19 protein-coding genes are annotated in these 26911 nt (G+C 43.9%); 9 read left to right on the plus strand and 10 right to left on the minus strand.

The features are described 5' to 3' along the window. Positions 1-71: 71 nt before the first annotated feature. Entirely contained in the window at positions 72-839 is a 768-nt protein-coding gene (locus tag LS482_RS18850) for an SDR family NAD(P)-dependent oxidoreductase (protein ID WP_233029066.1), read from the plus strand. A gap of 262 nt (positions 840-1101) precedes the next feature. Beyond that, entirely contained in the window at positions 1102-2517 is a 1416-nt protein-coding gene (locus LS482_RS18855; RefSeq protein WP_233029067.1) for a hypothetical protein, read from the plus strand. Between the two features lie 463 nt (positions 2518-2980). Here the strand turns inward: LS482_RS18855 and LS482_RS18860 are convergent, their stop codons facing one another. The 4 genes from LS482_RS18860 to LS482_RS18875 form a co-directional block, all read right to left on the minus strand. After that, positions 2981-3394, minus strand: coding sequence for an OsmC family protein (locus tag LS482_RS18860; RefSeq protein ID WP_302849335.1), 414 nt, complete (start codon positions 3392-3394; stop codon positions 2981-2983). 792 nt (positions 3395-4186) lie between these two features. After that, positions 4187-4384 (minus strand): hypothetical protein, encoded by a 198-nt coding sequence (locus LS482_RS18865; protein WP_233029068.1) that lies wholly within the window; start codon positions 4382-4384, stop codon positions 4187-4189. 96 nt (positions 4385-4480) lie between these two features. Further along, positions 4481-4747: a helix-turn-helix domain-containing protein gene (locus LS482_RS18870; protein ID WP_233029069.1), complete on the minus strand. Its 267-nt coding sequence runs from the start codon at positions 4745-4747 to the stop codon at positions 4481-4483. A gap of 819 nt (positions 4748-5566) precedes the next feature. Beyond that, the gene (locus tag LS482_RS18875; RefSeq protein WP_233029070.1) at positions 5567-5764 is read right to left on the minus strand and encodes a hypothetical protein; all 198 of its coding nucleotides are present in this window, start codon (positions 5762-5764) and stop codon (positions 5567-5569) included. A 206-nt stretch (positions 5765-5970) separates the two neighbouring features. Between LS482_RS18875 and LS482_RS18880 the strand changes: the two genes are divergently transcribed. The 6 genes from LS482_RS18880 to LS482_RS18905 all read left to right on the plus strand — a co-directional run bounded on the left by LS482_RS18880 (position 5971) and on the right by LS482_RS18905 (position 16546). Further along, on the plus strand, positions 5971-6531 hold the full coding sequence (locus LS482_RS18880) for an RNA polymerase sigma factor (protein ID WP_233029071.1): 561 nt from the start codon (positions 5971-5973) through the stop codon (positions 6529-6531). Between the two features lie 551 nt (positions 6532-7082). Next, the gene (locus LS482_RS18885; protein WP_233029072.1) at positions 7083-7544 is read left to right on the plus strand and encodes a protein-disulfide reductase DsbD domain-containing protein; all 462 of its coding nucleotides are present in this window, start codon (positions 7083-7085) and stop codon (positions 7542-7544) included. A gap of 64 nt (positions 7545-7608) precedes the next feature. Further along, positions 7609-8769, plus strand: a complete 1161-nt coding sequence (locus LS482_RS18890; RefSeq protein ID WP_233029073.1) for a FecR family protein — start codon at positions 7609-7611, stop codon at positions 8767-8769. 175 nt (positions 8770-8944) lie between these two features. After that, positions 8945-12244, plus strand: a complete 3300-nt coding sequence (locus LS482_RS18895) for a SusC/RagA family TonB-linked outer membrane protein (protein WP_233029074.1) — start codon at positions 8945-8947, stop codon at positions 12242-12244. Between the two features lie 11 nt (positions 12245-12255). Continuing rightward, the gene (locus LS482_RS18900; protein ID WP_233029075.1) at positions 12256-13671 is read left to right on the plus strand and encodes a RagB/SusD family nutrient uptake outer membrane protein; all 1416 of its coding nucleotides are present in this window, start codon (positions 12256-12258) and stop codon (positions 13669-13671) included. A 19-nt stretch (positions 13672-13690) separates the two neighbouring features. Next, positions 13691-16546: a M16 family metallopeptidase gene (locus LS482_RS18905; protein WP_233029076.1), complete on the plus strand. Its 2856-nt coding sequence runs from the start codon at positions 13691-13693 to the stop codon at positions 16544-16546. 62 nt (positions 16547-16608) lie between these two features. Here LS482_RS18905 and LS482_RS18910 read toward each other — a convergent pair whose 3' ends face one another. The 3 genes from LS482_RS18910 to LS482_RS18920 all read right to left on the minus strand — a co-directional run bounded on the left by LS482_RS18910 (position 16609) and on the right by LS482_RS18920 (position 19164). After that, positions 16609-16905: a DUF6520 family protein gene (locus LS482_RS18910; RefSeq protein WP_233029077.1), complete on the minus strand. Its 297-nt coding sequence runs from the start codon at positions 16903-16905 to the stop codon at positions 16609-16611. A 120-nt stretch (positions 16906-17025) separates the two neighbouring features. Beyond that, positions 17026-17511, minus strand: coding sequence for a MauE/DoxX family redox-associated membrane protein (locus LS482_RS18915; protein ID WP_233029078.1), 486 nt, complete (start codon positions 17509-17511; stop codon positions 17026-17028). A gap of 744 nt (positions 17512-18255) precedes the next feature. After that, a complete protein-coding gene (locus tag LS482_RS18920) occupies positions 18256-19164 on the minus strand; it encodes a helix-turn-helix domain-containing protein (RefSeq protein ID WP_233029079.1) in 909 nt (302 codons plus the stop codon). Positions 19165-19351: 187 nt separating this feature from the next. Here LS482_RS18920 and LS482_RS18925 point away from each other — a divergent pair, with 187 nt between their 5' ends. Then, on the plus strand, positions 19352-19492 hold the full coding sequence (locus LS482_RS18925; protein WP_233029080.1) for a hypothetical protein: 141 nt from the start codon (positions 19352-19354) through the stop codon (positions 19490-19492). Between the two features lie 423 nt (positions 19493-19915). Here LS482_RS18925 and LS482_RS18930 read toward each other — a convergent pair whose 3' ends face one another. The 3 genes from LS482_RS18930 to LS482_RS18940 form a co-directional block, all read right to left on the minus strand. Further along, a complete protein-coding gene (locus tag LS482_RS18930) occupies positions 19916-20119 on the minus strand; it encodes a FecR/PupR family sigma factor regulator (RefSeq protein ID WP_233029081.1) in 204 nt (67 codons plus the stop codon). Positions 20120-20513: 394 nt separating this feature from the next. Then, positions 20514-23174, minus strand: a complete 2661-nt coding sequence (locus LS482_RS18935; RefSeq protein ID WP_233029082.1) for a beta-1,3-glucanase family protein — start codon at positions 23172-23174, stop codon at positions 20514-20516. Between the two features lie 272 nt (positions 23175-23446). After that, complete coding sequence (locus tag LS482_RS18940; RefSeq protein ID WP_233029083.1) at positions 23447-26893, minus strand: glycosyl hydrolase family 18 protein; 3447 nt, start codon at positions 26891-26893, stop codon at positions 23447-23449. Positions 26894-26911: the final 18 nt, after the last annotated feature.

The raw sequence follows: 26911 nt of genomic DNA on the forward strand, positions 1-26911 counted from the left end.
TTTGCAAACAGTACGGTAGTGTTGAACCCGACCTTTGTTCCGTAGAAAATAACTAATAAAAAAACGGAACAATGACAACAACGAAAAACAAAACCGCCCTCATAACAGGCGGTAGTCGTGGACTGGGAAGGGACATGGCCATAAACCTCGCGAAGAAAGGAATTGATGTGGTGCTTACCTACCACAGCAATAAGGTAAAAGCCGATGAAGTGATCGCTGAAATCGAATCGGAAGGACAAAAAGGCATTGCTCTGCAACTGGATACGGGTGACGTAAATTCATTTGATAGTTTTTTTGCCCGGCTCGGCCCGGAATTAAAAGAGCAAACCGGCAGTCCCGGTTTCGATTTTCTCATTAACAATGCGGGAACGGCGCTTTACGCCCCCTTTGCCGAAACCACGGAGGCACAGTTCGACGAGATCTTCAATATCCACCTGCGCGGCGTATTTTTCCTTACACAAAAAGCCTTGTCCTTTATGAACGACGGCGGGCGTATAATAAATATTTCGTCCGGGCTGGCCCGGTTTTCTTTTCCGGGGTCATCGGCTTACGGTTCCATGAAAGGGGCTGTTGAGGTACTTACAAGATACCTGGCAAAAGAGCTCGGACCACGGGGTATTGCAGCTAATGTGGTGGCACCCGGTGCCATAGAAACCGACTTTGGCGGTGGCCGTGTCAGGGATGATAAAGAGATCAACCGGCACGTTGCAGGTGTTACCGCGCTGGGAAGGGCAGGTCTGCCGGAAGACATAGGAGGTTTGGTAGCCTTTTTATGTACGGAAGAAGCCCGCTGGATCAACGGGCAGCGCATCGAAGCCTCCGGGGGGATGATGCTGTAATTCCGGGTTGTGGTTAATGGGTTACCGGGGTATTAAAGCTCACCGGATAAAGCTCACCGGAGCTTCAATAATCCGGTTAATCAAAGTGTAATCTTAATTACCTGTACGATCCTGTAGAACAAGTTCTATGTTGTATTAGAACTCGTTCTACGGGATTTTTTCTTATGGAAAAGGGATAGCAGCGTATTTTCGGCTAACCGAAATTTTGACGGGGGAGCACCGGTTTTTTAAAGATGTTCTCTGTCGTGAAACTAACCTCACCATGAAGCACTTTTACACTACGATTTTTTGCCTGTCGGTCTTTGCATTGCAGGCCCAGGAAAAGACCCTGGAATTTACGGTAGACCACAATTCCGGGATCCGGGACTACGACGTTACGGGGAACGGCAGTTTTTTTATACTGGAAAATGTCCGTTCGCCCCACAGAACCCGTATGACACTGCTGGACGAAAACCTGGATGAAGTATATACGTTCCGGGGCAGGGAGCAGGTGACGGGCGATGAGGTCATGGCAGTGTCCCGGACGGGTAAAAACTCGGTTTTTCAACAGCGGGGTATGCTGCAAAGCGGGGAGTACTATCACCTCAATCAAAATAAATTGTCCCGTTTCCCGGAAATCCGGGACGCGGCAGGTGAGGGCACCGGTTTTTATTTTGATGGCCACGCTCATGCGGTAAAAGACCGGGTACAGTTCCTTAATGACGAATATCTTGTTGCCGTACAAAAAAGGGATGAGGGATATCCGGGAACGGCTTACCTGCACCTCAAAAGTCTTTCCGGGGGGAACGAAGACCGGATAATATTGAATATTCCGGGCAAGGCCGAATTCAAAAGTCCGGACCTGCTGTATTTCGATAACACTCTTTTTGTTGTGGCATTGGTTAAGGAAGCTGCGGAAGCCTCCAGGGAATACCTCTGCCTCACCTACGATTACCGGGGCCGTTTGGTAAACAGCACAAAATTCGATTTCGAAGTTAATGATCCGGAAAAGGAGAAATTTGCCCCGTTGCATTTAAACAGGGATTCCTTTTCTTCTTATAAACACACGGCGCCCGAATATCCCTATAAAACCAGGACGGCGCTGGCCGGGCAATTCGCGACCGAGGATGCCGGGGGAGCAGTGGTTTACGACCCTTCCGAAAAGGCTTATTATGCCTATGCAGGGGTCAGGCCGCAGGACGGTGATTCCGGCGTATTGATCGCTAAATACGACGGGGAGGGGAAAGCGGTCTGGAAAAAATACAGCGAAGTCCCGGGAGCGGTGTTCCGCAATACCAATGGTTTCGACCGGTACCTGACCCTCGATGTAACGCCGCATTTCCTGGGGGTATCGGTATATTCAGCGAGGGGGAAGGACTTTTGCCGCTTTTATATCCTGGAAAAGGAAGACGGACATATGATAAACAGCAAGACTTTCAACAATTACAGGCTCCGGCCTTACAATACCAGGTTTGCCGGACTGTATTCCAGGTTCAGTTCCGGGGAAAAAGGGTATAAAAATATCGTGTTCGACAGGTTTACGGTGTTCTCTTCACTGTACGACAGCAGTTTTTCGGCCTTTATAAATAATATCGGTACGGAAACACTTTTAAAAAGCTATCCCACGGCTTCCGGGACCAATGTGGTCAGTGTAAAAAAGAAGGCCCGGAAACTTACTTTTCAGAAATTTGTTTTTTAAATTGTAGGCGCTGTACAGGCATTTACACAGCAGTACAATCCAAACCCGAAGGCCCGGGGTGCATTACACGCTCCCGGGCCTTGTTTTTACCGGGTTTAGCAGGGGACCGGAGTACGGAATTAACGTGAATAAGCGATAAGAATAAAATATTTTGTTGCATTTAACGGGTTGAATTCTGATATTTTTTATAGGTATTCCGGACGTAAGTTCAATATTATTCTCCCTGATATGCACAGCAGCAATAACAGAACTTTTGAGAAGTCACAGGAGGATGCTTGTATACTTTTAATTTCTATAACACTCTTTTCGGTTCTCAGGGTGTTGTGTGATAGCCTGTTATTACACAGAGGACCACAAAATCCGGATTTTTTTGAAATGTCTTTTCATTTTATCAGCGGTGTTGCCTGAATAATGGTTTTACCGTTTACCAAAACCTGCAGACTTTGCGTTGATGTTGGTATGATCAGGAAACCAGTTTTGCTTCCAGTGCGATCTCAAAACTGAAGGCCTGGCTTACGGGGCAGGTCTCTTCTGCCTTTTTGGCAATGGACTGGAAGGTGTCGTTATCAATACCGGGGACCCTGGCTTCGAGTTGCAGCTGAGAGCGGGTTATTTTACCGTTGTCGAGCGTAATGGTCGATGCCGTGCTGAGTTCTTCCACTTCATATCCGGCATCGGTAAGGTCGAGGCTTAGTTTCATGGTAAAACACCCGGCATGTGCAGCGGCGAGGAGTTCCTCGGGGTTGGTGCCCGTACCTTCGGCAAACCGGCTGTTAAAAGAATACGGGGTCTGGTTCAATACGGAACTGTCTGTGCTAAGATGTCCTTTTCCTTTCTTGATACTGCCTGCCCATACGGCTTTTGCTTTGCGTTTCATAATTGTGATATTAAAAGTTAAACATGAATTTTTTCTGCTTTGGAGTGTTTGTTTGCCACGGACACATGGCTTTTTCACGGTGGTCGTATCTTCTCAGCTTTGCTAACGGGAGCATTCGGGGTATTAAAATTAAGTTAATGGGTTATTCAGTTATTTAGTTCATGCGTGATGCTTAAATAACCAAATAACTAAAATACAACCTCACTTGCCACATTCAACCCAAAAAACATTCGTGTATCCGTGGCAAAACCAAAACCGGAAACAAACAAATACCCTACAACCTTTGATCCAGATCCGTTCCAACCGGCCTGCAATATTCCTTATAGAATGTACGGTGGTCTCCAATAGCTATTGAAAAGAAAAAGTATTTGGTTATTTAAGACGCATCGGTTTTTCGTAAAACTTTTGCGGGGCCGATGTATAAAAATACAAAAAATTCTTAAGGAGAACGTGAGTTCGATTCATTATCACCTGATAATCATATGTTTGATTTGTCGAGGGGCTACCAATGACGTGTTAGAGAAATTCCCTGCACATCGCAGAGAAGCGTCTTTGCGAGGGCTTTGCCCGTGGCAATCTCATGGAGGGCAGCAACATACCTCCAATACTTAGAATGCTCAGCAACAGGTAGGCGCATACCAGCCGGGAGATCGCCGACGCTTCGCTGGCGATGACGCTTTTAACCGTCACCTCAATTTATGCGGTTGTCTAAATGTCACGTCTCGAGGTGATAGCTATATTTAATTTGTAAAAACATGATAATCATCGATTTGTTTTAAATCGAAACTCATGTTAAGGGGAGTTATTCCCTGTTCCCGGGATTTCTCCGCCTGTGTCTGCGTCCGGCCAAAGTTCGCCCAGCCAGAATTTGATCTCATCTTTTGATGCGGGGTCATTTACCATGGCCGCAAGCCGGTCAAATTCTTTCCGGGTCAAGGTATTGTCCCGGAATTTTTCGAGTAAGTTCTTCAGGGGTTCCTGCTGATTCATCTTTCCCGGTATTTGCTTTTTGCGTTGTTGAGGAATATCGTGTTTTTAAAATGATTCGTGTATCGGTAGCCAAACAGACTTTCGGTCTATAGTGGCTTAGTCGCCGGAATCATTTTTTAAAGAAAATCTTATACCGAATACATCTATGGACTCCAGGTTTAAAGCCATTGCTATCCTCACCAGTGTTTTAAACGTCAGATTGCTTTTTCCATTTTCAATTCGGCTGAAATCACTGGGATCAATATCGCATAAAGCATCCATTTCCTCCAGGGTATAACCTTTCGACACTCTTTCCTTTCTGATTTTATTTCCAATGGCAGCTAAAACCTCACTTAAAGTCTTATCCGGGTCTTCAGGGTTCATTCACTTGTATTTGTGAACAAGTTTGCATTTATTCACAAATATACTTTTGGGATATATCCCCAATTAAATATTTTTGTATATATTTGTAAAGAAAAGTTTATTTTTGCGAAACTTCTTATAGGAAAATATTAGAAGCATTCGCTTAGAGTCTCTACTTGAAAACTGGTAATTTTAAAGGAACGAGACGATAAGCAGGGATGCTCACGACCCGGGCGTGGGCTCTCTTATCGTTCCAGGGTATACCAGTACCTCAAGTAGATAAGAGGAGTTGCCACGCCCGTTTGTTTTACCTTCCGGGATTTTTAGTTCTTCTTTAGCTCATAAGCAAAAGTTTCTTTTATCATAAAGATTTCGCCACACCCGGGAAAATATTTGGCATGCAGAAATATAAAGACGGTTTCCCGGTCGTATGGCCGGGCAGGAACTACAGCGGGGTGGGGTAGCCTCGCTTTTTAAAGATTTTGCGGCAAAGCTATGCGGGGCCGGCACCAATTCGTTTTAACACAAAATTTATCAACAGGGAATGCTAAAAATGTGCTGCATACACCAGAATCGTGCAACATGTTGAACAACAATAGGTAATTGTTTTATGTGAATTGTCATATTCTTAGATTTCAGACTAATTTTTTGAGAGTAGTCGGTGTTTAAGGGTATTAAATGTAATATTTTTGTTATGTTTAGTATAAATAATTGTTATATTTGATATAGCATATCCACGCAACCTAAATAGATATGTGAAAATCCCATAAGTCCTCGGCCTTGTTTTGAGGATATACCGGAACCTATCACCCCTTTAAACCAACCGTGAAAGTTTGTTTTTCAAGTCCCTACATGGACTTCCACTCTTCTGTTATACGGGATTTTCGCATAAGGGATACTGGTCTTTTCGGTGACCGGTAACGGGACAACTACCTCTCCCGTCTCCCGATGAGTACATGAATTTACAGGTTTAACCAGACGGTAGTGCCGACCAAGGGTCATATCGTCGCAAACAAAACCTGCTGTTACAGGTATCATTCCCGTTATTCCGTTTTTAAACGGGGGAGCTTAACAGTACGGTAAAAGTTTATTGTATTATATAAAGGATATGGATGCAAACTACTCTGACTGTAAAAACGCTTCACCACCTCTTGTCAACCCGGGCTTTTCTTGCTTTTGTAACAGAACGTATTACGGGAGTATTAATGAGGACCCTCAACAGGGTTGATTTATAAGAGGTTGTTATGAACGTAAGTTTTGTAATTAGCGAAATACGGAAAAGGAACCGTGTTGTCTTCAAAAAGCTTTTCGACAGGTTTTATAAAGAACTGGTGTATTATGCCAATCATTACCTGCACGATTCGGCCCAGAGCGAAGACCTGGTCCAGGAAGTGTTTATTTATATCTGGGAAAATGCCGATCACCTCGATATAAAAACCTCTTTAAAGGGATATATGTATACTATGGTACGGAATCGCTGTTTGAATGCGCTAAAGGCCGTAGGCATCAAGGATGATCTGGAGTTTAAGGATTTTTATATTGCTTTAACAGAAGACTATAACCCACTTATAAACAAAGAGGAGGAAAAAAGCCGGGAAGATTTTTTACGTGCCGTGGTAAAGATGGCAGATACGTTTCCCCCGCAAATGCAAAAAGTTTTTAAACTGTGGTACTTTAACCAATACGAATATAAAATGATTGCCGAGGAGCTCGGAATAGGTGTTTCTACCGTAAAAAAGTACCTGGAAAGGGCAAAAGACAAGATCGCGAAATCTTTGCCCCTGGTTTTAAACCATTTTCTGTAAACCCCAGAGCACCGTAATTTTTTACCTCCCCCGTTTTCTTCTTTATCATGATCGGGCCTGCGCGGTTATTGAGGTACCGACCCTTCTTCATAAAACTTCCCTAACAGAAAAATCAAAAAAAAATCTTCTTTTTTGACGTCGATTTTAATAAAATGTTGTCATAAGGTTAAATAACCGTTTTTTTTATCACGGATGTTTTAAAAAATTGTTAGTTCTCTGAAAAGATCGAATATTAAAGCCGGTCCCGGTACAATCAGGGTACCTGTTGGTCAAATAAGCCCATTTGCGGGTTTTGACGGTTTGCAATAATTAAGGAAGTAAAAGAGGTGTATGTCAAAACCTGCCGGATTCCCGGTTGCAGATCTTCCGGAATCGGTAATAAGAAACTTTATTCTCATGGTAGTTAGGGTTATTTGAGTTAGAATTGTTTGGAGGGTGCGGGTTTGCAAAGGCCCGCGCCCATTTTGGACAAGACAGTTTGCCTTGATTACAGGAGGAGTTCCCCAAAACTCCCTGCGGTGTAAAGCCGGAATAAAACAAATTCAAACAGTATGGTTTCGAAAAGTTATCTGTGTCTCTTGTGGATGATTGTATTCCATTTTTCTGTCGTTTCCGCCCAGGGCATTGATCCGGTGGAATGGAAATTTACGTCCAAAAAACTGGACAGTCAGACCTATGAGGTACGTATCTCTGCCGAAATGGAATATCCATGGCGTATCTATTCGCAGCATACTGAAGAAGGTGGCCCGATACCTACGGCCATTGAATTCAGGGAGAACCCTGCGGTAGAGTTAAAAGGGGAAACCAAAGAGGAAGGCAGTCTTATTGAAAAATATGAGGAAGTGTTTATGGTGGACGCCCGCTACTATATGGGGATCGTGGATTTTGTACAACAGGTAAAAGTGGAAAAAAAGACTGCGCAGGCCCTGGAGGGCAGTGTCACTTTTATGGCCTGTACGGATGAACAATGCCTGACTCCGCAACAGGTGGAATTTAACGTGAGATTAAATTAAGGGATAAAACAATACCGGCCCGGGAATAAAACGCAAGGGTGTTTAAGGATTTTTTATAATGAAAATGGAAAGCAAACTGATATTAAAGAAGCTGTTGAACCTGTTAACCGGAGAGGAGGAGGAAATTTTTGATCAATGGTATAACGAGTCTTCTGAGAATAGAAAATACTTTGAAGAAGAAAGGAAAAAATACCTTGACCTTGTTCCGGACAGTATGGATATAGATAAAACTGCCGCCTGGGAAAATGTGGAACGCAAGCTCCCCGCTGATGTTCCCGCGGTTGAGCAAACAAAAAAACAAAAATCATATTGGAAATATGCGATTGCAGCATCTGTTGTCCTGTTCATTTCCCTCGGTATCTTTTTCTACGATGATGTTTTAAGGGGAAATGCAACCGAAAGTAAAATAGAAACAGGCAGCAGCAAAGCCATCCTCACTTTGGAAGACGGCACGCAGGTGCCCCTGAAAAAAGGAGAAGCCTACACTTCGGGGAATGTAAACAGTGACGGTGAATCTGTAGTGTATGCTGCGGATGAAAACGTCGCAAAAGAAATCAGTTATAACGAGCTTACCGTACCCCGTGGCGGGGAATTCCTGCTTTTGCTGGCAGACAGCACCAGGGTATGGCTCAATTCGGATACGAAGATCAGGTACCCCAATACGTTCATTGACGGACAGCCACGGATTGTAGAATTACGCTATGGTGAGGCCTTTTTCGAGGTAACTTCCGCAGAAAAGCACGGTGGCAGCGCCTTTAGGGTAACTACCCGAAACCAGGAGATCGAAGTGCTGGGCACACAGTTCAACGTGTCGGCTTACCGCGAGGACAAGGCTGTGACCAGCACCCTGGTGGAGGGGAAAGTGGCTGTGAATACTGGTAATACCAAAAAAGAACTGAAACCCGGAGAGCAGGCTATAGTAACGAAAGATGATCCGGAGATCACTGTGAGTACTGTAGATGTCAATAATTATATTACATGGAGGAATGGATTTTTCGGTTTTGATGAAAAACCCTTAGCGGAAATCATGCAAACCTTATCCCGATGGTATGATGTGGAAGTGGAATTTGAGAATAAGTCTTTACAAAATATCCGCTTTAGCGGCGTATTGGGCAGACGGGAACCTATCAAAGTCCTGTTGTCCCTTATATCTGAATTTGACAGGGATGTAGAGTTTGAGATTAAAGGCAGGAAAATACTTGTAAAAGAAGCTTCTTCAAATTAGAAGCTACATATAACTAAAAACACCATTGCCTATGAGCTAAAGACAAAAGAATTTTAAATAGTGTAAACCCCAATACATTAAAAATTAAAAAAGGGAAAGTTAAGGTCACCACAACACGAAACATTTCCCTTTTATAGAGCATTAGTTAGGTAATAACCAATGAATACACAAATTTATGAAAATTGGGCAAACAAACACGCATTTTTCCCGTGTAGAAAAAGCAATACTGTTTTTAATGAGGGCATTTATAGGTTTGTTCTGTATGGTTACTTTTGGTTTTACATCAAATCACGGGTTTCCCCAAACCACGGTCGATATTGATGCGGACGCCACCATGACCGTATTCGAGGTATTTGACCTTATACAAGATCAAACGGAGTATTATTTTATTTATAAAAAAGAACCTCTAAAAGGGCTTTCGCCCATAGCTGTAAAAAAAGGCCGGATAAAAGTTTCGGAGTTGCTTGGCAATACGCTTAGCTTGAGTAAGTATACCTATAAAGTAAAACCGGACAAAACAATAATCATCTCCCGAAAGAAACATGCTGAAACCGGAGCTACTTCCACTGAAATTCAACAACTCCGGGTGAGCGGCACGGTAACAGCCGCGCCGGACAATACCCCCTTGCCCGGAGTTAATATTATTGTTAAGGGGACTTCCCGTGGCACCATGTCTGATGCCGATGGTAATTATAACATTACGGTACGTGCCACGGATATCCTTTCCTTTTCTTTTGTGGGCTATAGAACTGTGGAGATTCCTGTGGATGGGCGTACTACTGTGAATACACAGTTGGAAGAAGCTGTTACTACACTGGAAGGTGTGGAGGTCAATGCAGGATATTATATCGTAAAAGACCGGGAGAGGACAGGAAATATTAGTCGTGTAACTTCTGAAGAAATAGAACTCCAACCTATTGTGAGTCCTTTGGAGGCATTACAAGGGAGAATGGCGGGGGTAGAAATCATACAACAAAGTGGAGTACCGGGAACACAAACACGTTTTCGCATACGAGGTCAAAATAGCTTAAGAACATCAGGAAACTTACCCTTATATATCATTGATGGGATTCCTGTAGATTCTAATGTCTTAAGTAGTTCAGGAGGACTAACCTCCGTGGGGATAGATCCTTTAAATACATTAAATCTATCCAATATAGAAAGTATAGAAGTTTTAAAAGATGCCGACGCGACTGCTATTTATGGTTCCAGAGGTGCTAATGGGGTGGTTTTAATTACTACAAAAAAAAGTTCAGATTTTCCTCAAAAAACTGGAGTAGAGTTCCAAATCTATGGTGGGATTAGTACGGTATCAAATAAATTGGACCTTTTAAATACGGAACAATACTTGGCATTGCGCAAAGAAGCATTTGAAAATGATGGGGTTACTCCAACCGAATTTAATGCTGTAGATTTAGTGGTTTGGGATCAAGATCGTTACACGAACTGGCAGAAAAAGCTTTTCGGAGGCACTGCCCAGGTTACAGATTTAAATATGGCAATATCGGGAGGGAATGAAACTACATCCTATCGTTTGAGTGGGGCTTATCATAGTCAGGGAAATGTTTTTCCAGGCGATTTTACATATCAAAAGGTAACTATGGGGTTAAATCTCAACCATAGATCAAAAAATCAAAAATACCATATGAACCTATCCGTAAACTATGGGGTGGATGATAATGAACTTTTTCACGGACAAGGTTTTGTTGGAGATGCGATTATTTTACCTCCAAATGCACCGGAATTGTATAACGAGGATGGATTATTAAACTGGGAAAATTCAACATGGACCAATCCTTTGGCCGTAACCAACCAGGATACCAGGGCAGAAACCAATAATTTGGTATCCAATCTGGTCATGTCTTATAGATTAGTACCCAACCTTATCCTGAAGGCCAATATGGGATATTCACACCTGAATATGAATGAAAAGGTCAAACGATCGATTGATGCCTATGACCCCGCGGACTGGGATCGCAGGACCAGTAGTTCACTTCATGGAGATACGAAACGAAAATCCTGGATTATTGAACCTCAACTAATATACAGTTCAAAGACAGGTATTGGAAACATAGAAGCATTGCTGGGAACTACATTTCAACATAGTGAAAACAATACCTTGAGAATAACTGGAACCGGCTATTCAGACAAACGATTAATAGGCAACCTGGCAGCCGCAGAAGAGGTTAGAATAAATTCTAACACAAATGCACAATATCGATATCATGCCATTTTTGGTCGCATTGGGTATAATTGGCATAAAAAGTACTTTATTAATTTAACGGGCCGACGCGATGGTTCTTCTCGGTTTGGACAGGATAGACGATTTGCGAATTTTGGTGCGATTGGCGGCGCATGGATTTTTTCTGAAGAGGATTTTGTAAAGAAGAGCATGCCTTTTTTGTCTTTTGGAAAACTTAGAGGAAGTTACGGTATTACGGGAAGCGACCAGGTAGGCGATTACGCCTATTTGGATACTTATCAACCGACTCCGGGACCTGGTGGACTTTATCCGACGGAACTTAGTAATCCGTATTATTCCTGGGAAGAGAATAAGAAGCTGGAAGCTGCAATGGATCTAAGTTTTTTTCGAAACAGGGTTAATCTTGGAGTAAGCTGGTATCGTAACCGTTCGTCCAACCAATTGGTAGGATATCCCTTGGCGGGCACTACAGGTTTTAGTTTGGTGCAAGCCAATTTACCGGCTACCGTACAAAATATGGGATGGGAAATTGAATTATCGACCATGAATATCCAATTAAACGACTTTCAATGGCAAACTGCATTGAACTTATCGATTCCTAAAAATAAACTGATTAGTTATCCGGATTTAGAAAGTTCTTCCTATGCAAATACCTATAGAGTTGGACATCCACTAAATATTTCATTAAGATATATATATGATGGCATAGACCCGGATACCGGTTTTTACCGTGTAGTTGATGTCAATGAAGATGGAAGGTTGGATAACAACGACCGTACAGTGATCTCTTTTAATGGAAGGAATCTATTTGGTGGAATCAATAACGAATTTCGATATAAGAATTTATCGTTTAGTTTTTTAATGGAATTTGTAAAGCACAAGGAGGCTCCATATAACTATACTGTTCCTCCTGGACGGTATGGAAATATTACTATCGAAAATTATAATGTATGGAAACAACCAGGAGATGAAACCAATATACAAAGGGCGTCACAATCTATTCAAGCATTATTATCGGATATTAATTTTAGGAATAGTGATCAATTTCTTTCAGATGCTTCTTTTATAAGGTTAAAGACATTGTCGATTTCCTATAATCTACCCAAAAAGGTATTGGGCTCTTTTTCTGCTCAAAGTTGTCGTATTTATGCCCATGCCCAGAACCTTTTCACGATAACCGGATACAAAGGTTTAGATCCTCAATTTCCGGGAGGTTCTACCCGTTTACCCGTTTTAAAAAGTATGACTTTAGGCATTCAATTAAAATTTTAAAAGCTGTAATTATGAAAATTACTTTTTCCAGACATACATCAGCGATACTTGCAAGTTTTTTCTTTTTCGTTTCCTGCGAGGATTTTGTGGATGTTGACTTACCGGACGATAAGATAGCCTCCCAAACAGTTTTTGCAAATGATAACACTGCATTAGATGCAATGCAAGGCATCTATAATCAATTGTTTAATGTACAATTTTCTTCAGGAAGTTCCAGTTCTGTTACATTTTTATCCGGATTATCTGCGGATACCTTTATGGTTATCTCTTCCAATCAAACGAATTTGGAATTTCTTCAGAATGAGATAACGATCCAAAATAGCAAAAACCTTTCTATCTGGAATAGTGCCTATAATATTATATATCAAACCAACGCTGTTTTGGAAGGAATTGAAAATTCCAATACTTTATCCGATATCGTAGTAGAGCGTCTGAATGGAGAAGCTATGTTTGTCCGTGCATTTTGTTATTTCTATTTGGTGAATCTTTATGGTGATGTACCATTAATATTGACTACTGATTATAGTGTAAATACCCTAGCGTCAAGAGAAGATTTGAGCCTTGTTTATACACAAATTATTTCCGATTTGGAATATGCTATTGATGTTTTAGGGATCGAATATGAAGATAAAGAAAGAATCTATGCCAATCGTTATGTCGCTATGGCATTATTGGCAAGAGTCCATCTTTACTTACAAAACTGGAAGCAGGCCGAATCTTTAAGCAATGAAATTATACAGCAAACAGCTATTTATGAAATTTTGGAAGACCCGGACGTAGTATTTATGGCCAATAGTAAAGAAGCGATCTGGCAGATTTCACCTATAGGAAGTGGTGAGGGGTTCGGGCATACCAATGAAGGCAATCAATTTATAATAACCTCTGCGTTTAGCAATGCTGTGGTTTTGTCAGATAGTTTTATGACTATTTGGGATTCGGACGACAAACGATCAGAACATTGGATAGGGAACATAGTAGAGGATGGCGAGGTCTATAATTACCCGTATAAGTACAAAGTACAGTTTGATGATTCAGGCTCAGAGGAAACTATATCAGAATATTCTATGGTATTACGACTAGCGGAGCAATATTTAATACGGGCAGAGGCCAGAGTGCAATTAGGGGATCTTCCCGGTGCGATATCTGATTTGGACGTGATAAGAAAAAGAGCCAATCTACCACTGATTTCTGAGATAAACCCAAGTGCTAATGCGGAAGAATTAGAACAGTTGTTACTGGAGGAGCGAAGAAAAGAACTGTTTACTGAATGGGGACATCGTTGGATGGACTTAAAACGGTGGGGCAAAGCTTCGGATATTTTGGGACAAACCAAAGATGATACGATAGAGCCTATGGACCTTCTTTACCCCATCCCTGAAGAAGAAAGAAATAAAAACCCCAATCTATCCCAAAATCCTGGGTATTAATTACAAAAACAAAATCCTTATGATAATTTTAAAAAGCTTTTTATTGCTATTTGGTCTTTTTAATGGAATCACAGTTTTTGGACAAACAGTTGAAAATAACCGTAGTACTGAACCTCTTGACCCAGAAATCTATTTTGGACAGTTGGATAACGGTTTTAGGTATTATATCAAGCCTGTGGATACGGAAAACTCTAAAGTACTGATGAGTTTGTATATTAAGGTAGGTCATAGTCATGAAGGTAAGGATAAAAGGGATGTAGCCCATTTTTTGGAACATATGGCAGCTTTACACACCAAAAACTTCACCCATTTATATAGCAATACAAAATTATTAAACTCTATAGGTATGGATATGATAGATGTTCGTGCCAATACTGGGATTGAATATACTCAATATCAATTTAACTTCCCTGTAGATGCAGATAGTAAAAAAGCATTGGAGACTGGATTATCATGGTTTCATGGCATTGTAGGAAGAGAGGTAGAGTTTCAAAAAGATGATGTTGACGTGCAGCGAAAGGCTATCTATGAAGAAATAGTTGGACGTCATTATAAGGATAATTATATCCAATCTAAGATGTTTAATGCAATTTATGGCAGTGGAGCAGATCTCATAAAGCCGGAGAATTATGAACATTATTTTCAAAATTTAGATATAAAAAAAATAATCAGGTTTTATAAGGATTGGTATCGCCCGGATCTTGCTTCATTGGTTGTGGTAGGGAACATTAAAGATGTAGAAGCCATGGAGCATCAGATTCGGAAAATGTTTTCAAAACTTCAGGTAAATCCAGATTCTCGCCCTCATGAAGATTGGCATCTGAATTACCTGCGTCGACCTTGTCAGTTTGTTGTTTTGGAAAATGATGTAGAAGCGTTTGGAGGACTATCGAATGATGAAGTAGGCATTTATACGTTAATACGGAATTCTAAATACCAAGAAAGGGGAACTTGGGCTGGAGTGAAAAGGGGATTAATAAAAGAACTTCTGAAGAATGTTGTTCGGATTAGGTTTGACTACTATCAGAAATACACCCATCAAACCTCTTATAAACTTCATTATAATTACAGTCGATCTGGTAACCTCATAAGGGTTATAGCTGGGGAAGGGAAAGAACGGAAAGGCTTGCAACAGGCCTTTGGCATACTCAAAGATATTAAGTCCAATGGTATCACTAAAGAAGAATGGGACAAGATTAGAAAGGATAAGTTACAGGGAATGCAAAATATAGAGGATAATCCACATTATTGGAAGAAAGCCATTTGGAGTTATGATGTATATGGGGAGGCTCTTCCGGTCAATAAGAACCAGAGATTGCAAAAGTGGTTGGAAAATCTATCTTTGGATGAACTTCATACTTGGTTTTTGGAAGTTTTATCCGAGATGCCGGATGATATAGGTATTATTGCCGCCAAAGGAAATAAAGCCTTGTCATATACGGAAAAAAAAGTGCGCCACTGGATAGAAGAGGCTGCTCCTATTGCCAATATATACAAGCCAACCGCCCCGGAATCACTAATGAGTAAAGAAGAGGTTTCTAGATTACCTGATGTTGTTTATACGAAGAGGGAGAACCCTGAACTTCGTGTTAAGGAACTTAAATTTGAAAATGGGGTAAAGGTAGTGTTGCAAAATGTAGATAGTACACCAGATAAGGTCCTGGTGCATGGTTTTAGCCCCAAAGGAATTTCATGTTTTTCCAAAGACGAGTATTGTTCTGCGGTTTTTGCTCCTACTATTTTCAACTATTCTGGGGTAGGAAGGTGGAACAAGTTCGAATTAGAGCAGTTTTTTGCTGAGACCAGTTTTCCTTACGGCATTGAGCACTATATCGATTATGCGACAAGCGGGATAAAAGGGGAAGCCACTTTGTCCGATTTGGAAGATTTATTACAACTTATATACTTATATTTTACGGCTCCCAGAAAAGATACAAAAACCTTTACAAGATGGAAGAATGAGGAAAAGGAAATGTATTTGCACCGACAAAGTGGTGTTTTAAACTTTGATATGAAGGATAAATTAATAACTTCCATAGCTAAGGACAGTACAATTGTGACGCCTGGTGGAACGCGACGTTTTAAAAGTTCAAAAGGGATAGGTTTGGATGAGGCTTATCAAGCTTACAAGAATATTTATGGAAATGCCCGTAATTTTACTTTTTTGATTAGTGGTAAATATCCTGAAGAAAAGATAATTTATTTGCTAACCAAATATTTGGGGAATTTACCTGGTGATGATAAGTCAATAGATTGTCTACCACCAGTTTTACCTAGGGAAATTCATAAAGTATCGTTGTATAAGGAAATGACACCAGAAGAAGGATTGGATAATGCCAAGATAAGGTGGTGGTATGTATGGCCTATGGATACCTCCTATAATTGGCAAGAGGATATTAAGTTGGATTTCTTAGGCCGCGTGATAATGCGGGAAGTACAAAATATACGTGATGTTAAAAAGCGTGGTGTATATATAGCTTATGCTGGTAAACAGAATATGTCCTCTTTACAATGGAGTACAATCTCAATAAATGTCGATTGTACAACAGAAGAATGGGGGCTGGTACTGGGGGATATGGAAGAAATAGAGAGAGAGTTAAAAGAAAAGAAATTAACGACAGATATGTTTAATATAGTAGCCCGATGGCTTATAGAAAAATACCAAGCAGCTATAGCTAATGATAATGTTCAGGAAAAATCCAAGAAGTTATATCAATACTATCGCCATGGGGAAAACATTGTAACTATAGAAGAGGTATTGAATTATATACAATCTCTTACTCGCGAAGATATTCTAAAGACAGCTAAGAAGTATTTAAAAGAACAATACCGTTCTGAATATATAGCAAAAAGTAAAATGGTAGATACACCGTAAACAAAATTGTTGTAATAAAAAACCCTGGGAAAAACATTTTCCCAGGGTTTTTTTTAACAGAATTAATCAGGAATAACAATTGGAGGCACCTCATTAGTTTTTAACGGTGTAGAAAAACTGGAATCGTCATATACCTGATATGGTCCTTCTTCGGGGGCCAGGCTTTCTATAATTACCTCACACTGGTTTGACAGTTGTTCATTAACTTCACAATTAACTTGTGTTTGTAATTCATAGGGAGTTCCATCTTGTAGTTCGACAAAGAGCCCTGTATTCATAGCTGAGAACACAGATGCAAAAGACAATCCGACAGAACACAAGATAGCCATTACCGGCAAAATAAACTTAAACTTTTTCATGGTTGAAAATATTAATAGGTTAATAAAAGTTGCTTACTCTTTTTCTACAGGTTTTCAGCTTACCCCTGCTTCTGTTGCAACAAGAAGTTTTTAATAATATGGGTGTAAACCCATCTACTTTTAATGTTTTAAAAGAGTTGTGTTGGTTAAGGAGGTATTTGTATTATTTCTTCTGTGTAATAAAATACCTGTCAATGCCAGTAAAGTAAAACAAACATTGAAAATCAAATGTTCTCCCCAGTCAAGGCTGGAAATAACACCACCACAGGAACAAGGCCTATTGGGACTAAATACAAGAATCCCACCAACGTAAACAGTAAACAGGCACATAAGTATAAATGCGCCATATAATCCCTTTAATCTGGTTTTTGGAAAAGCAATACATAAGGCGATTATGATTTCTACAATGGGTATAAACGAAGATATAAAGGAAATTAAGGATTTATCTTCAAATAGCGGACTATTAATTAAACTATAATAAAATTGAGTGTGATCCAATAGCTTTGTCATACCTGTATACATAAAGAGTATCACCAGAAGAAAAGCTATAATTTCCATGAAAATTTTGCGATATCTAACTATGTAATTTGATATTGAATTTTTCATTTTCGGGGTAGATTTCAGGTTGTTTTTTTATAGTACTCGGTTTAGTGGTTTGTGAGTTTTGGAGTTCGGGTTTTTTGATCGTTTTTTATAACGCATCAACTCAGAAACTCCGAACTCCGAAACTTTATATAAAGGTTGGTTAGTTTTTTAGTTGGTGAATTGACGGTTCCGAAGTTTTCGGGGGTGTTTGGTTTTTGTCTTAATAACCGGATAACTTATCAACTCATCATTCAATCTTCCGTTCAATCCAAAGAACAAGGTGTCACAAAACCCGGAGTCCGGAGGCAGGGCTTCATTATCCGTAACTCACTTCAGGGCCGTTCCGAACTCCCGGCTTGTAACCCCAAAAACTCTTGTCGGTCTGTTTTTGCAAAAAGGGTCATAATTGTTGGTTTTTAACTATTGTAAAGTTCCGGAATGAAAAATTGAAAAGTTTCCTAATTTCACAGTTTTTTGTTCCTAATTCCGCAGTTTTTATTCCTAATTCTGCAATTTCCGGTGTTTTTTGCCGCCACTAATACACTAATTGTTTTTTGTTTTATTGCCTTTCGGCAATGATGCCGTAAACAAGTTTGCCGGTTAACTTTTAGTATATTTTTGTATAAAACATTCATGAACCTGTGCCCCGTTTTCCTGAGGTACTAATGCACTGATCGTTTCTGGTTTGTGTTGCATCGGGCAATAATATGCGGATAACCCCGGTTATACTTCCCCGTAGAAAAACAGTCGTGTCTTTGTGGCCCGCTATTGCCGGATCTCGCCCGGAGTACATTTGTATTTCAGACGGAAGGCGCGGTAAAAGCTGGAGGACACCTTGTAACCGGTAGACATGGCAATCTCCCTTATGGACATGTCGGTATGCCGTATCAGGTGCATGGCGCGTTCCAGCCGTTTTTCGGTGTAGTATTTATAGATAGACAGGTTAAAGTGTTTCTTAAAACCGTCCCGCAACTTTTCCCGGTTAATGCCGAAATTCCGGGCAATTTTGTTAACGGGGGGCAGGGGCTCTTCGAGGTTTTCACAAATGTATTCGCCCACTTCCCGGATGATCTTCTTCTCGGAATCTTCCATGTCCGGAAGCGGAATGTGGTTACCGGTCTCCTGCGGACCGGAAGGGATCTTCTCCAGGAGGTCTTCCAGTGCGGTGTGCCGCTTCCGCATCTTAACGGAAGTGATACAGGTCACATCGGCATCCCGGAGCCGGGTAAGGCTGCAATGGGCGGGAACTTCCTCCCATTTGTGGACATTAAAGGTAAGTTTGTCGTGAAAGATCAGCGAAGGGTTTTGCAGCAGTTTTTCCTTCAGGTATTGCCAGTAGTCCTGTGAAGTTTCGGTGAGAATCCCGGTAAAGGGCTGCCCCGTGAGTTCTTCCGGGTTCCGGTCCAGGATCTGCAGGGCAATATCGTTGACGGTTTCTATCCGGAAATCCCTGTCGAGGATAAAGGTGAGCATGGAATAATGGGAATCCCTGCCACCGTTCATAAATTCCCGGCCTTCCACGTTTTCGGATATGGTGTTAATAAGCGTGGCCAGGGTATCGTATTCGTTATTGATACCGGATTTTTTCAACCGATAAGCATAATTTCCGTAGGCTATTTCGGTGAGTACGTGAAACAGACCTTCCATCTGGTCTTTGTCCATATTCAGTTTCATGGCTTTTCAGGGGTTGCATGTTGTGTAGTGGTTGTATGGCAATTCATATGAACGCACTTGCCCCGAAAAAGAAGCCGTGAGCACCGGAGAAGGTTTTATCTGTGCTATGGAAATCTCCGGTTGTTTGGTAGAGGCATGCTCACGGCTACTAACACGGGCAAGGGAGAGAAAATTAACTGTTGTGTCAATGCTGTGGATTCCGGTCCGGGGGCTTAGCGCCATGCCCGGGAAAAGGGCAGATGGTGGCGCCGGGCAATATATCCCGGAAGGCCGGGGACAAAAAGGCGGTATTTCGGGCGGGGTATGTGGCATTGGGGCAGGTTGTTAGATTGTTCGCTAATCCATGATTTTATATTTGTACAGGTTCGTTTTGCGCATTTTGACCTGAAAAGTTCTGTTGATGTTTCGTATTGTAAATGTACAAGGTTCATTTTGAGATCGCTTATCTGAGAAGGATTTTCACTTATCTGTAAGGGATTTTTTATATTTTTCGTTGTTGTTTTTGCCACGGATACACGAATGTTGTTTGTTTTTTCCTTATATAATTGCCCTGAAGGCTCCTCCCTTGTGTCGCAGTAGGGTTTGAAATCCCGGGTTCTGTAGAACCTCCTGTTCCGAAACTAAAAACTATGGACCACTAATATTTTTCCGGTATTTTAAAAGCGGTAGCTACAGTTTCCGGACTGTCGGGTTATTGCATGTTGACCGAATAACGCAATCCGCTTAATGATATACGGCATCGGAAGTGTAACTACAGGAACTTTAATTTTCGCATCAATATTTTCGAGGATGCTTCCAGGTCGATGTCCGAGCGACGGTTGTTCCGGTAATGCATTTTCATCCTTCTGAAATATTCCCTGTGGTGGGGCGATGCGGAATACCACCGGTCGAAAACAGCCTTTTCTTCCCTGCTGAGGGAATGGTGCAGTTTTTTGTAAAGGAGCATATATTCCATTTGTTTTGTGTTACATGAAACCCTGAATAGCAATTCCTGTTCCTTTTCATAATAGCGTTTTAAGGACAAGATAGCTGTAACGGATGTGTATTAAAAAAGGAAATCCGTAAAACACCTGAATTTAGCAGCTAACATTAACAATTACTTATCTGAGAAGGATTATTTCTTATCTGAGAGGGATTATTTTGGGTGTAATTTGATTTTTAGCGGTTAAAAGCGTCCGTTGTGGCGGTTTGACAAAAAGCTTGTTGCAAACGCCGGATTTTAACCGTGGGGAAAAAGAGCCACGAATACACGAATGTTTTATGTGGAGGAATGTTCGGAGCCTGTACAGGTAGGGAAGGGCACAAGCTCCAAAAATAATCCGTGTATTCGTGGTTCAAAAAATAAATACTTACCGCCGTATAAACCTTTTGGTATGCTGTACCCCGTTCACATCCATCCGAAGGATGTAGATGCCGTTCCCGAGGCGCGATACATCTATTTGCTCGCCGGGTTTTACGGTACGGGGAGGGACGACCGTGCGGCCTGTCATATCGTGGATGGAAATACGGGCGTTTTCCGCATCAAATCGGGCCTGTATGACCCCGGAGGAAGGATTCGGGTAGAGGATACTGCTGTTTTCCGGCTCTTCTGTTCCCTCCTTTTGCAGGGCAGAGGCCGTGGACTGCTGTACAATACGCCACCAGTTGATGTTCCATCCGCCGCTCTGTGCATATATACCGAAGTCATGAGTGCCGGCGTCGATATATACTGTTTGGGAAATGGTGGTCCAGTTTTGCCATCCGCCGGTGGACGGGATGTTGGCGGTTCCGAGTACGGTAGCCCCTGCATTGAGGTCCAGTGACAGTTGTCCGCCCCCGCTTTCGCTGGCCACGCGGTATTCAATGGTATAGTTACCGGAAGCGGGAATGTTTATGGAACTGTAGGCCATCCAGTCGCCCGTTTCGATATAGCCTACATTCAGTCCGCCACCGGAATCCGTAGTGGTTTCGGTCTGTACGCCGCTCATGCTGCTGTAATTTTCTGCTTCTATATGTTGTGAAAAACCATCATTTCCGCCTCCGCCATCACCGTTGCGTTGGTATACCCGGACGTAATCGACATACATATTGGCCGGAAAAGCGCTGTTATCCACTTCAAACCCGGGCCAGTTGCCCCCGACGGCCATGTTGAGCAGGAGGAAAAAGTTTTCGTGAAATTCATGGGTACCGTTAATACCGTTGCTGATATCGGCCTCGTGATATTGCTGTCCGTCCAGAAACCATCGTATGTAGTTTTCATCCCATTCCACCGAATAGACGTGATAGGCCGTGACATCTGCCGGGGTATCCCCGCCATAGTTGGCATAGCTGGCGTTATGGTCTTCCCAGTGCATGGTACCGTGTATGTTGGGCGAGGTATTGATATGTTCCATTACATCGATCTCCCCGCAGGCAGGCCAGCCGACGGAGGTTATGTTGTTGCCCAGCATCCAGAAAGCGGGCCAGAGTCCTGTTGCCGAAGGCAGGGCGATACGGGCTTCGATCTTTCCGTATTTAAAGGATTTCAGCCCCTGTGTTTTCATCCGGGCCGAGGTGTAATTGAATCCTCCCACACTTTCCCGGCGGGCGGTAATGACCAGTTGGTCGTTTTGTACGGAAGCATTTTGCTGACGGTAGTATTGCAGTTCGTTGTTGCCCCATCCGGAGTTGCCGTTGCCCGTTTCAAACACCCAGTCCGGCCCGATGCTGCCGTTAAACTCGTCCTGCCATACCAGTTGCCAGTCCTGGCTGTTGTCAGCTTCCGTATCGCTGTTGTCCCCGAAACCGATCACCACTTTTTCCGGGTTGGGGGTATGAACGGAAGAGGAGTAATCCCATACGTCGTCATAGGGAAATCCGTAGGAAAGCCGGTCGATACTGATCCCCTGCTGATGCCAGAATTTGGCATAATGGTTACAGGGCGATTGTTGGTAGTATTCCGAAGCATCCGACCAGTCCTGCAGGCCTGCGTTCGGGGTGGTAACATCAATAACATGCCTGTTGAGGGCAGCGCATAACTGTGCCTGGACCAGCTTGTCCGTAGTGCCGTCCTGTACAGCCATGTCCAGCACCCCCTTACCTTCAAAAACTTCCTGCGTGGTAGGTCTGCGGGTAATGATGGCCGTACGGCCTTCGAAGCCCCCGGAAACAGCCTGCATGACCAGTTGTTCGCCCTGCACCCTGCCTTGCCATATCCCGGCATCACCGGAATCAAAAATAAGATCTTCATTGCCATACTTGGCCCATACGGCATCGACATAGGGTTTCATGTAATTTACATAAGGTCCGGGGGTAGGCATGGTGCCCACACTACCGTCTGCAAAGTCCGCGATCTTTCCCGGAGCGATGATTTCCCCGGCTTCGGTGTCGAGACAGCCCTGGAATTCCACAGGGACACCGGAAGGAAAAGCAGAAAGCACTTCTTCATGTGTAGCCTGTTCCCCCACTTTTTTATAATATCCGTCACTGCCGTAGAGCTCCATGGTCAACGGATACTGATAGGAATCCACCCGGGTAGGATTGCCGAAAAAACCGTATTCGTCATTAGTGAGTTCGATGATCTCATATTTGATCCCTGTGTTCGGGTCGGTGGGATTGGTATAGCTGGGCGAGGCGTATCCCCTTTGACTCCCTGAAGCCCCGAAAAAATACAGGTACAACGGACTACCGATGGCAATAAACACCCGGCATCCCTGAATGGGAGGGATAGTGACGGTACGGTTTGGGATATCACTGAGCCGGGTAAAACAGTCGGCATATTTACCGTCTCCGCCCGGTCCGGCGTTACCGGCTATAACGGGCCCCTGCATGGTGTTGTAAACCGGGTCCATGGGAAGGGTGGTCCCATTGGCCGCATTAACCCACACATGCTGGCTGGGAGTGGCAAGGTCTTCTCCGACAATAGCTATGTAAAGTTCGCCGTCAGGATAGGGGGAGTGGTTGTTAATGGTGAATGGAACGGAGGTTTGTGCCCATATAAAGGTACAGGGCAGCAATAGCATAATAACAATGTGGAATAGTGTTTTTTTCATGATGTAAGATTTAGGGTTTTTTAGTTGTGATTGTGATTCCCCATGATATGGGAAAGAGGTGTTTTTTGCCACGGATACACGAATGTTTTTTGGGGTACCTGGTCGGTAACCTGTTTTAATTTTGTAGGTACTACGTACCCTACCGGTGCCCGTTTGCAATAAATATCTCGTTTATTCTATATCGGTATTTGAAATGCCTGATAATATTTACCAAACGACCTGTTAAGCCCGGCGCTCGTTTCCGCTGCGTTCAAACGAGTGCCAGACCTGGATTAATGTTTTATTACCGGAATGGTCCGGGGTTTTTCCCGGTTACTGCGGATTTTCAGGAAATAGATCCCCGGCGCGAGGCGTGAACCGTTAATCGTAAACTGATGTTTGCCTTTTTGCAGGAATTCGTCGTGTAGCCTTTTGACAAGTCTTCCCGTTCTGTTGTACAGCAGGATTTCGGTTCTGCCGTTTTCGGTAATATCTACATCCAGTGTAGCAGTACCCGAAAAGGGATTGGGATAGAGTACGGCCCCGGACATTCCCGAAGTGTTAGTGGAGGATATTTTTGCAGCGGTTGTTCCGTTACACGGACCGAGATATTCCCATACGTCCCATTCGCCGGAATGCGTTTCAGGGTCTTCGTTGAGTGTCCACCATTTTGCGCGGTACAGTCCGCCGTTGTGCGAAACCTGGTCGTCGGCCACATAGGTGGTACCGGCATCCCAGGCCGGAGCCGAACAACCGGAAACCGAAGCGGCGGTAACGGTAACCTGTGCATTGCCCGTATTACCGTCGTTGTCCGTAGCTGTGACCTTAATGGTATAGTTCCCGTCTGCGGGCGGTGTCCAGGACGCGGTATAAGTTCCCGATCCGGAGGCTGTGAGTGTCTGTCCGTTTACTTCAAAAACAACTTCTGTAATACTGCCGTCGTCGCTGGCGGTGGCGGTAAGGGTAACGGCCTCTCCCGTGGTTAGGGTACTTCCGTTTGGCGGATTTGTAAGAGACACACTGGGAGCGCCGTTGTCCTGGCAGTCACCGGGCGCTTCATCGTGAATGGCATTGAGCAGGGATATGGAAATGTTGTCATTGGTATCGTGTGACAGTTCCCATATCATAATCCCGGAAGCCCTGTCGGCTGCCAGTCGGGTTTTTTGTCGTATGGTGGTGATACCGTTGTAATAATCCCCGTTATAGGTATCGCTGTACGGATCGGCCCCGTTGGTCACAAGCTGGCGGTATGAACTCCATGAAGGTCTGGCGTAAAAAGGCACTCCCAGTACTGCTTTGGAAGCGGGAAGCCCTTTGCCCAGCCAGTAGTCCAGTGTTTCCACGGCATAACTGTAGGGCGAGTGCGTTGCTCCGCTGCCACCGTCATAGGCCATAAGGTTGAGGAAATCCACATGCGGGAAGACTTCGGGCAGAATACCGTCTGCATAATAGCCTACCGCAGCCACTGCGGCAGTAAGGAGTTTTCCGTTGTTGTGCATCACTTCCCCCAGCTTTTGCATCATGGCCGCATAGTTTTGCGGCTGGTTACCCTCACGGGGATATTCCCAGTCGATGTCAACTCCGTCCAGGTTGTACTGGTTGACAAGGGCGAGCAGGTTGTCTGCAAAATTCTGCCGGGCCGTGGCACTGGCTGCCAGCGTTTCGAATCCCGGGTTGTTGAGGTCGGTCCACCCGCCAACGGCAATCATCACCTTAACACCATTGGCATGGGCGCCGGAGACAATTTGCTGAAGCTTTCCCGGATTTTCGATAGCCGTAAGGCTTCCGTCACCGGAGGCCCGGGGATTGATAAAGGCATATATGATATGTGTAAGCTTATCGTACTGTATCTCGGCAGCGGTGCCCTGCCAGGAAGGCATGTAACCTACAATGCGGAAGTTGTCCGGGCAGGCAGAAGCGGCTTTTACCGATATGGCAATACTTTCCGAAGTTGCCGTATTCCCGCTATCGCCGGTGGCAATAACCTTAATGTTGTAACTGCCTTCGGGAACGTTGTTCCAGGTAAAGCTGTACGGGGCTTCGGTATCTTCACCCAGTTTGTCTTCCCCGTTAAAAAATTCCACCCCGGTGATGGTACCTCCCGAGGCCGAAGCTTCGATGGTAATGTTCTCCCCGGCATCAAAAACGGTTCCGTCTTCCGGGGATGTAATGCGTGCCGAAGGAAGTGTACTCCCGTCCCCGGCAAAGGCTTCGTTGACCGTATTTATAAGGGGAGAGGCCATGGAAGACCAGCGTTTCAGTTTATTGCCGAAGTTTTCGGACGTACCGTCGAATTCCAAGTCGCCGAAAACGGTCCATACAATGGCCCCGCCCAAGTTATTGTCTACAATAAACTGTGATTTGAGCGCAATGGACTCTTCGTCGTCATAACTCAGAAAATAGTTGTCTTTGGTCAGGTAAGGTACTTTGGCCTGATCGTCCCAGTGCCGGGTCCAGCCCCCGGTATTGATGGCCTGTTGTTTAATATAAAAGTGGTTGGGTGTGCCGTCGTAAACGTCCCTGGGCCAGTTTACAAAATCTGCTGCCGTAACAACCGGACCGTCCGGCTGTACGGTTTCATTCCTTTTTTTGGTGGTGACATTGAGTCCGGCGCTTCCGTCGGTAACCACGCCTCTGCCGTAAAAGGGCATTCCGAAATTTATTTTGTTTTTCGGGACACCCATGGCGGTAAGGGCATCGAGTGTGGATTGCCAGTTGAAATCCGGGGCCTCGGCACCGTCATAGGCGTACAGGGGAGAATTGTGCCCCGCGATATCCGACCAGCCTCCGTTGAAATCGTAGGTCATAAAGTTAAAATAGTCCATAACCGCAGCCAGCGCCGGCCAGTCAAATCCCTGGATCTTTTCCGGTGCGGCGGAAAAGGCAGCCGTAATGAGCTTGTCAGGGCCGATGGCGGCACGCAGTTCCTGTACCAGGGTGAGGAAGTTCCCGAAATCGGCTTCGCTTCCCGTAAAGTTCATACCGGCGTAGGGGCCCGGATACTCCCAATCAAGGTCGATCCCGTCAAACCCGGCATTGATGAGTTTCTGACAGTCGGCAATAAAGGTGGCCCTTTTTTGCGGATCGGCCGCCATTTCGGGAAAGTGCTTGCACATACTCCATCCGCCTATGGAGGCCATGACCTTTACGTCGTTTTGATGGGCGAGTTCCAGGACGCCCGGGGCGCCGTCCTCTTTATGAAGGGGCAGGGGCAGGGTGCCGCTAAGGCCCCAGTCCGGGTGTTCCCAGGTATTTCCATTGACTTCCACTACAAAACCCTGGGCTTCCGCACGGGTTTTGATATCTTCACTGATGTAATGGACCGCTTCGATCTCACCGAAGAGCAGGAGCATGTCCCAGCTGTCATATATACTGGTAAAGAATATATCCGCCGGTTCCTGGACCTCGCCTTCCTGGTGGATGTTCTTGTTTCTCAGGTCACCACTGTGCAGCGAACCGTCCACGGCCACACCGAAAAAGGAATAATTGAGCATGGTGTACTTGGAGTAGTCAATGTTAAGATGTGTGAGTGCACCGGCCGAAGGCACCCCGGCTGATGAGCTTTTCCAGGCATCCCAGTTGGTGATATAACCTATGATCTCTTTCTGATGATCGGCCGTAGTGGCATTTCCGCCTGTGTTTACCTGTGCACGAACGGATAGGGCATTAACGAATGTAAAACATACGACAAGAGGGGTGACCCACTTCCGGAGAAGAGGCTTGAGTAGGTGTGATTTCATGATTTAAGGGTATTTGTG

The sequence above is a fragment of the Sinomicrobium kalidii genome (genome assembly GCF_021183825.1).
GTDB classification, from domain to species: domain Bacteria; phylum Bacteroidota; class Bacteroidia; order Flavobacteriales; family Flavobacteriaceae; genus Sinomicrobium; species Sinomicrobium kalidii.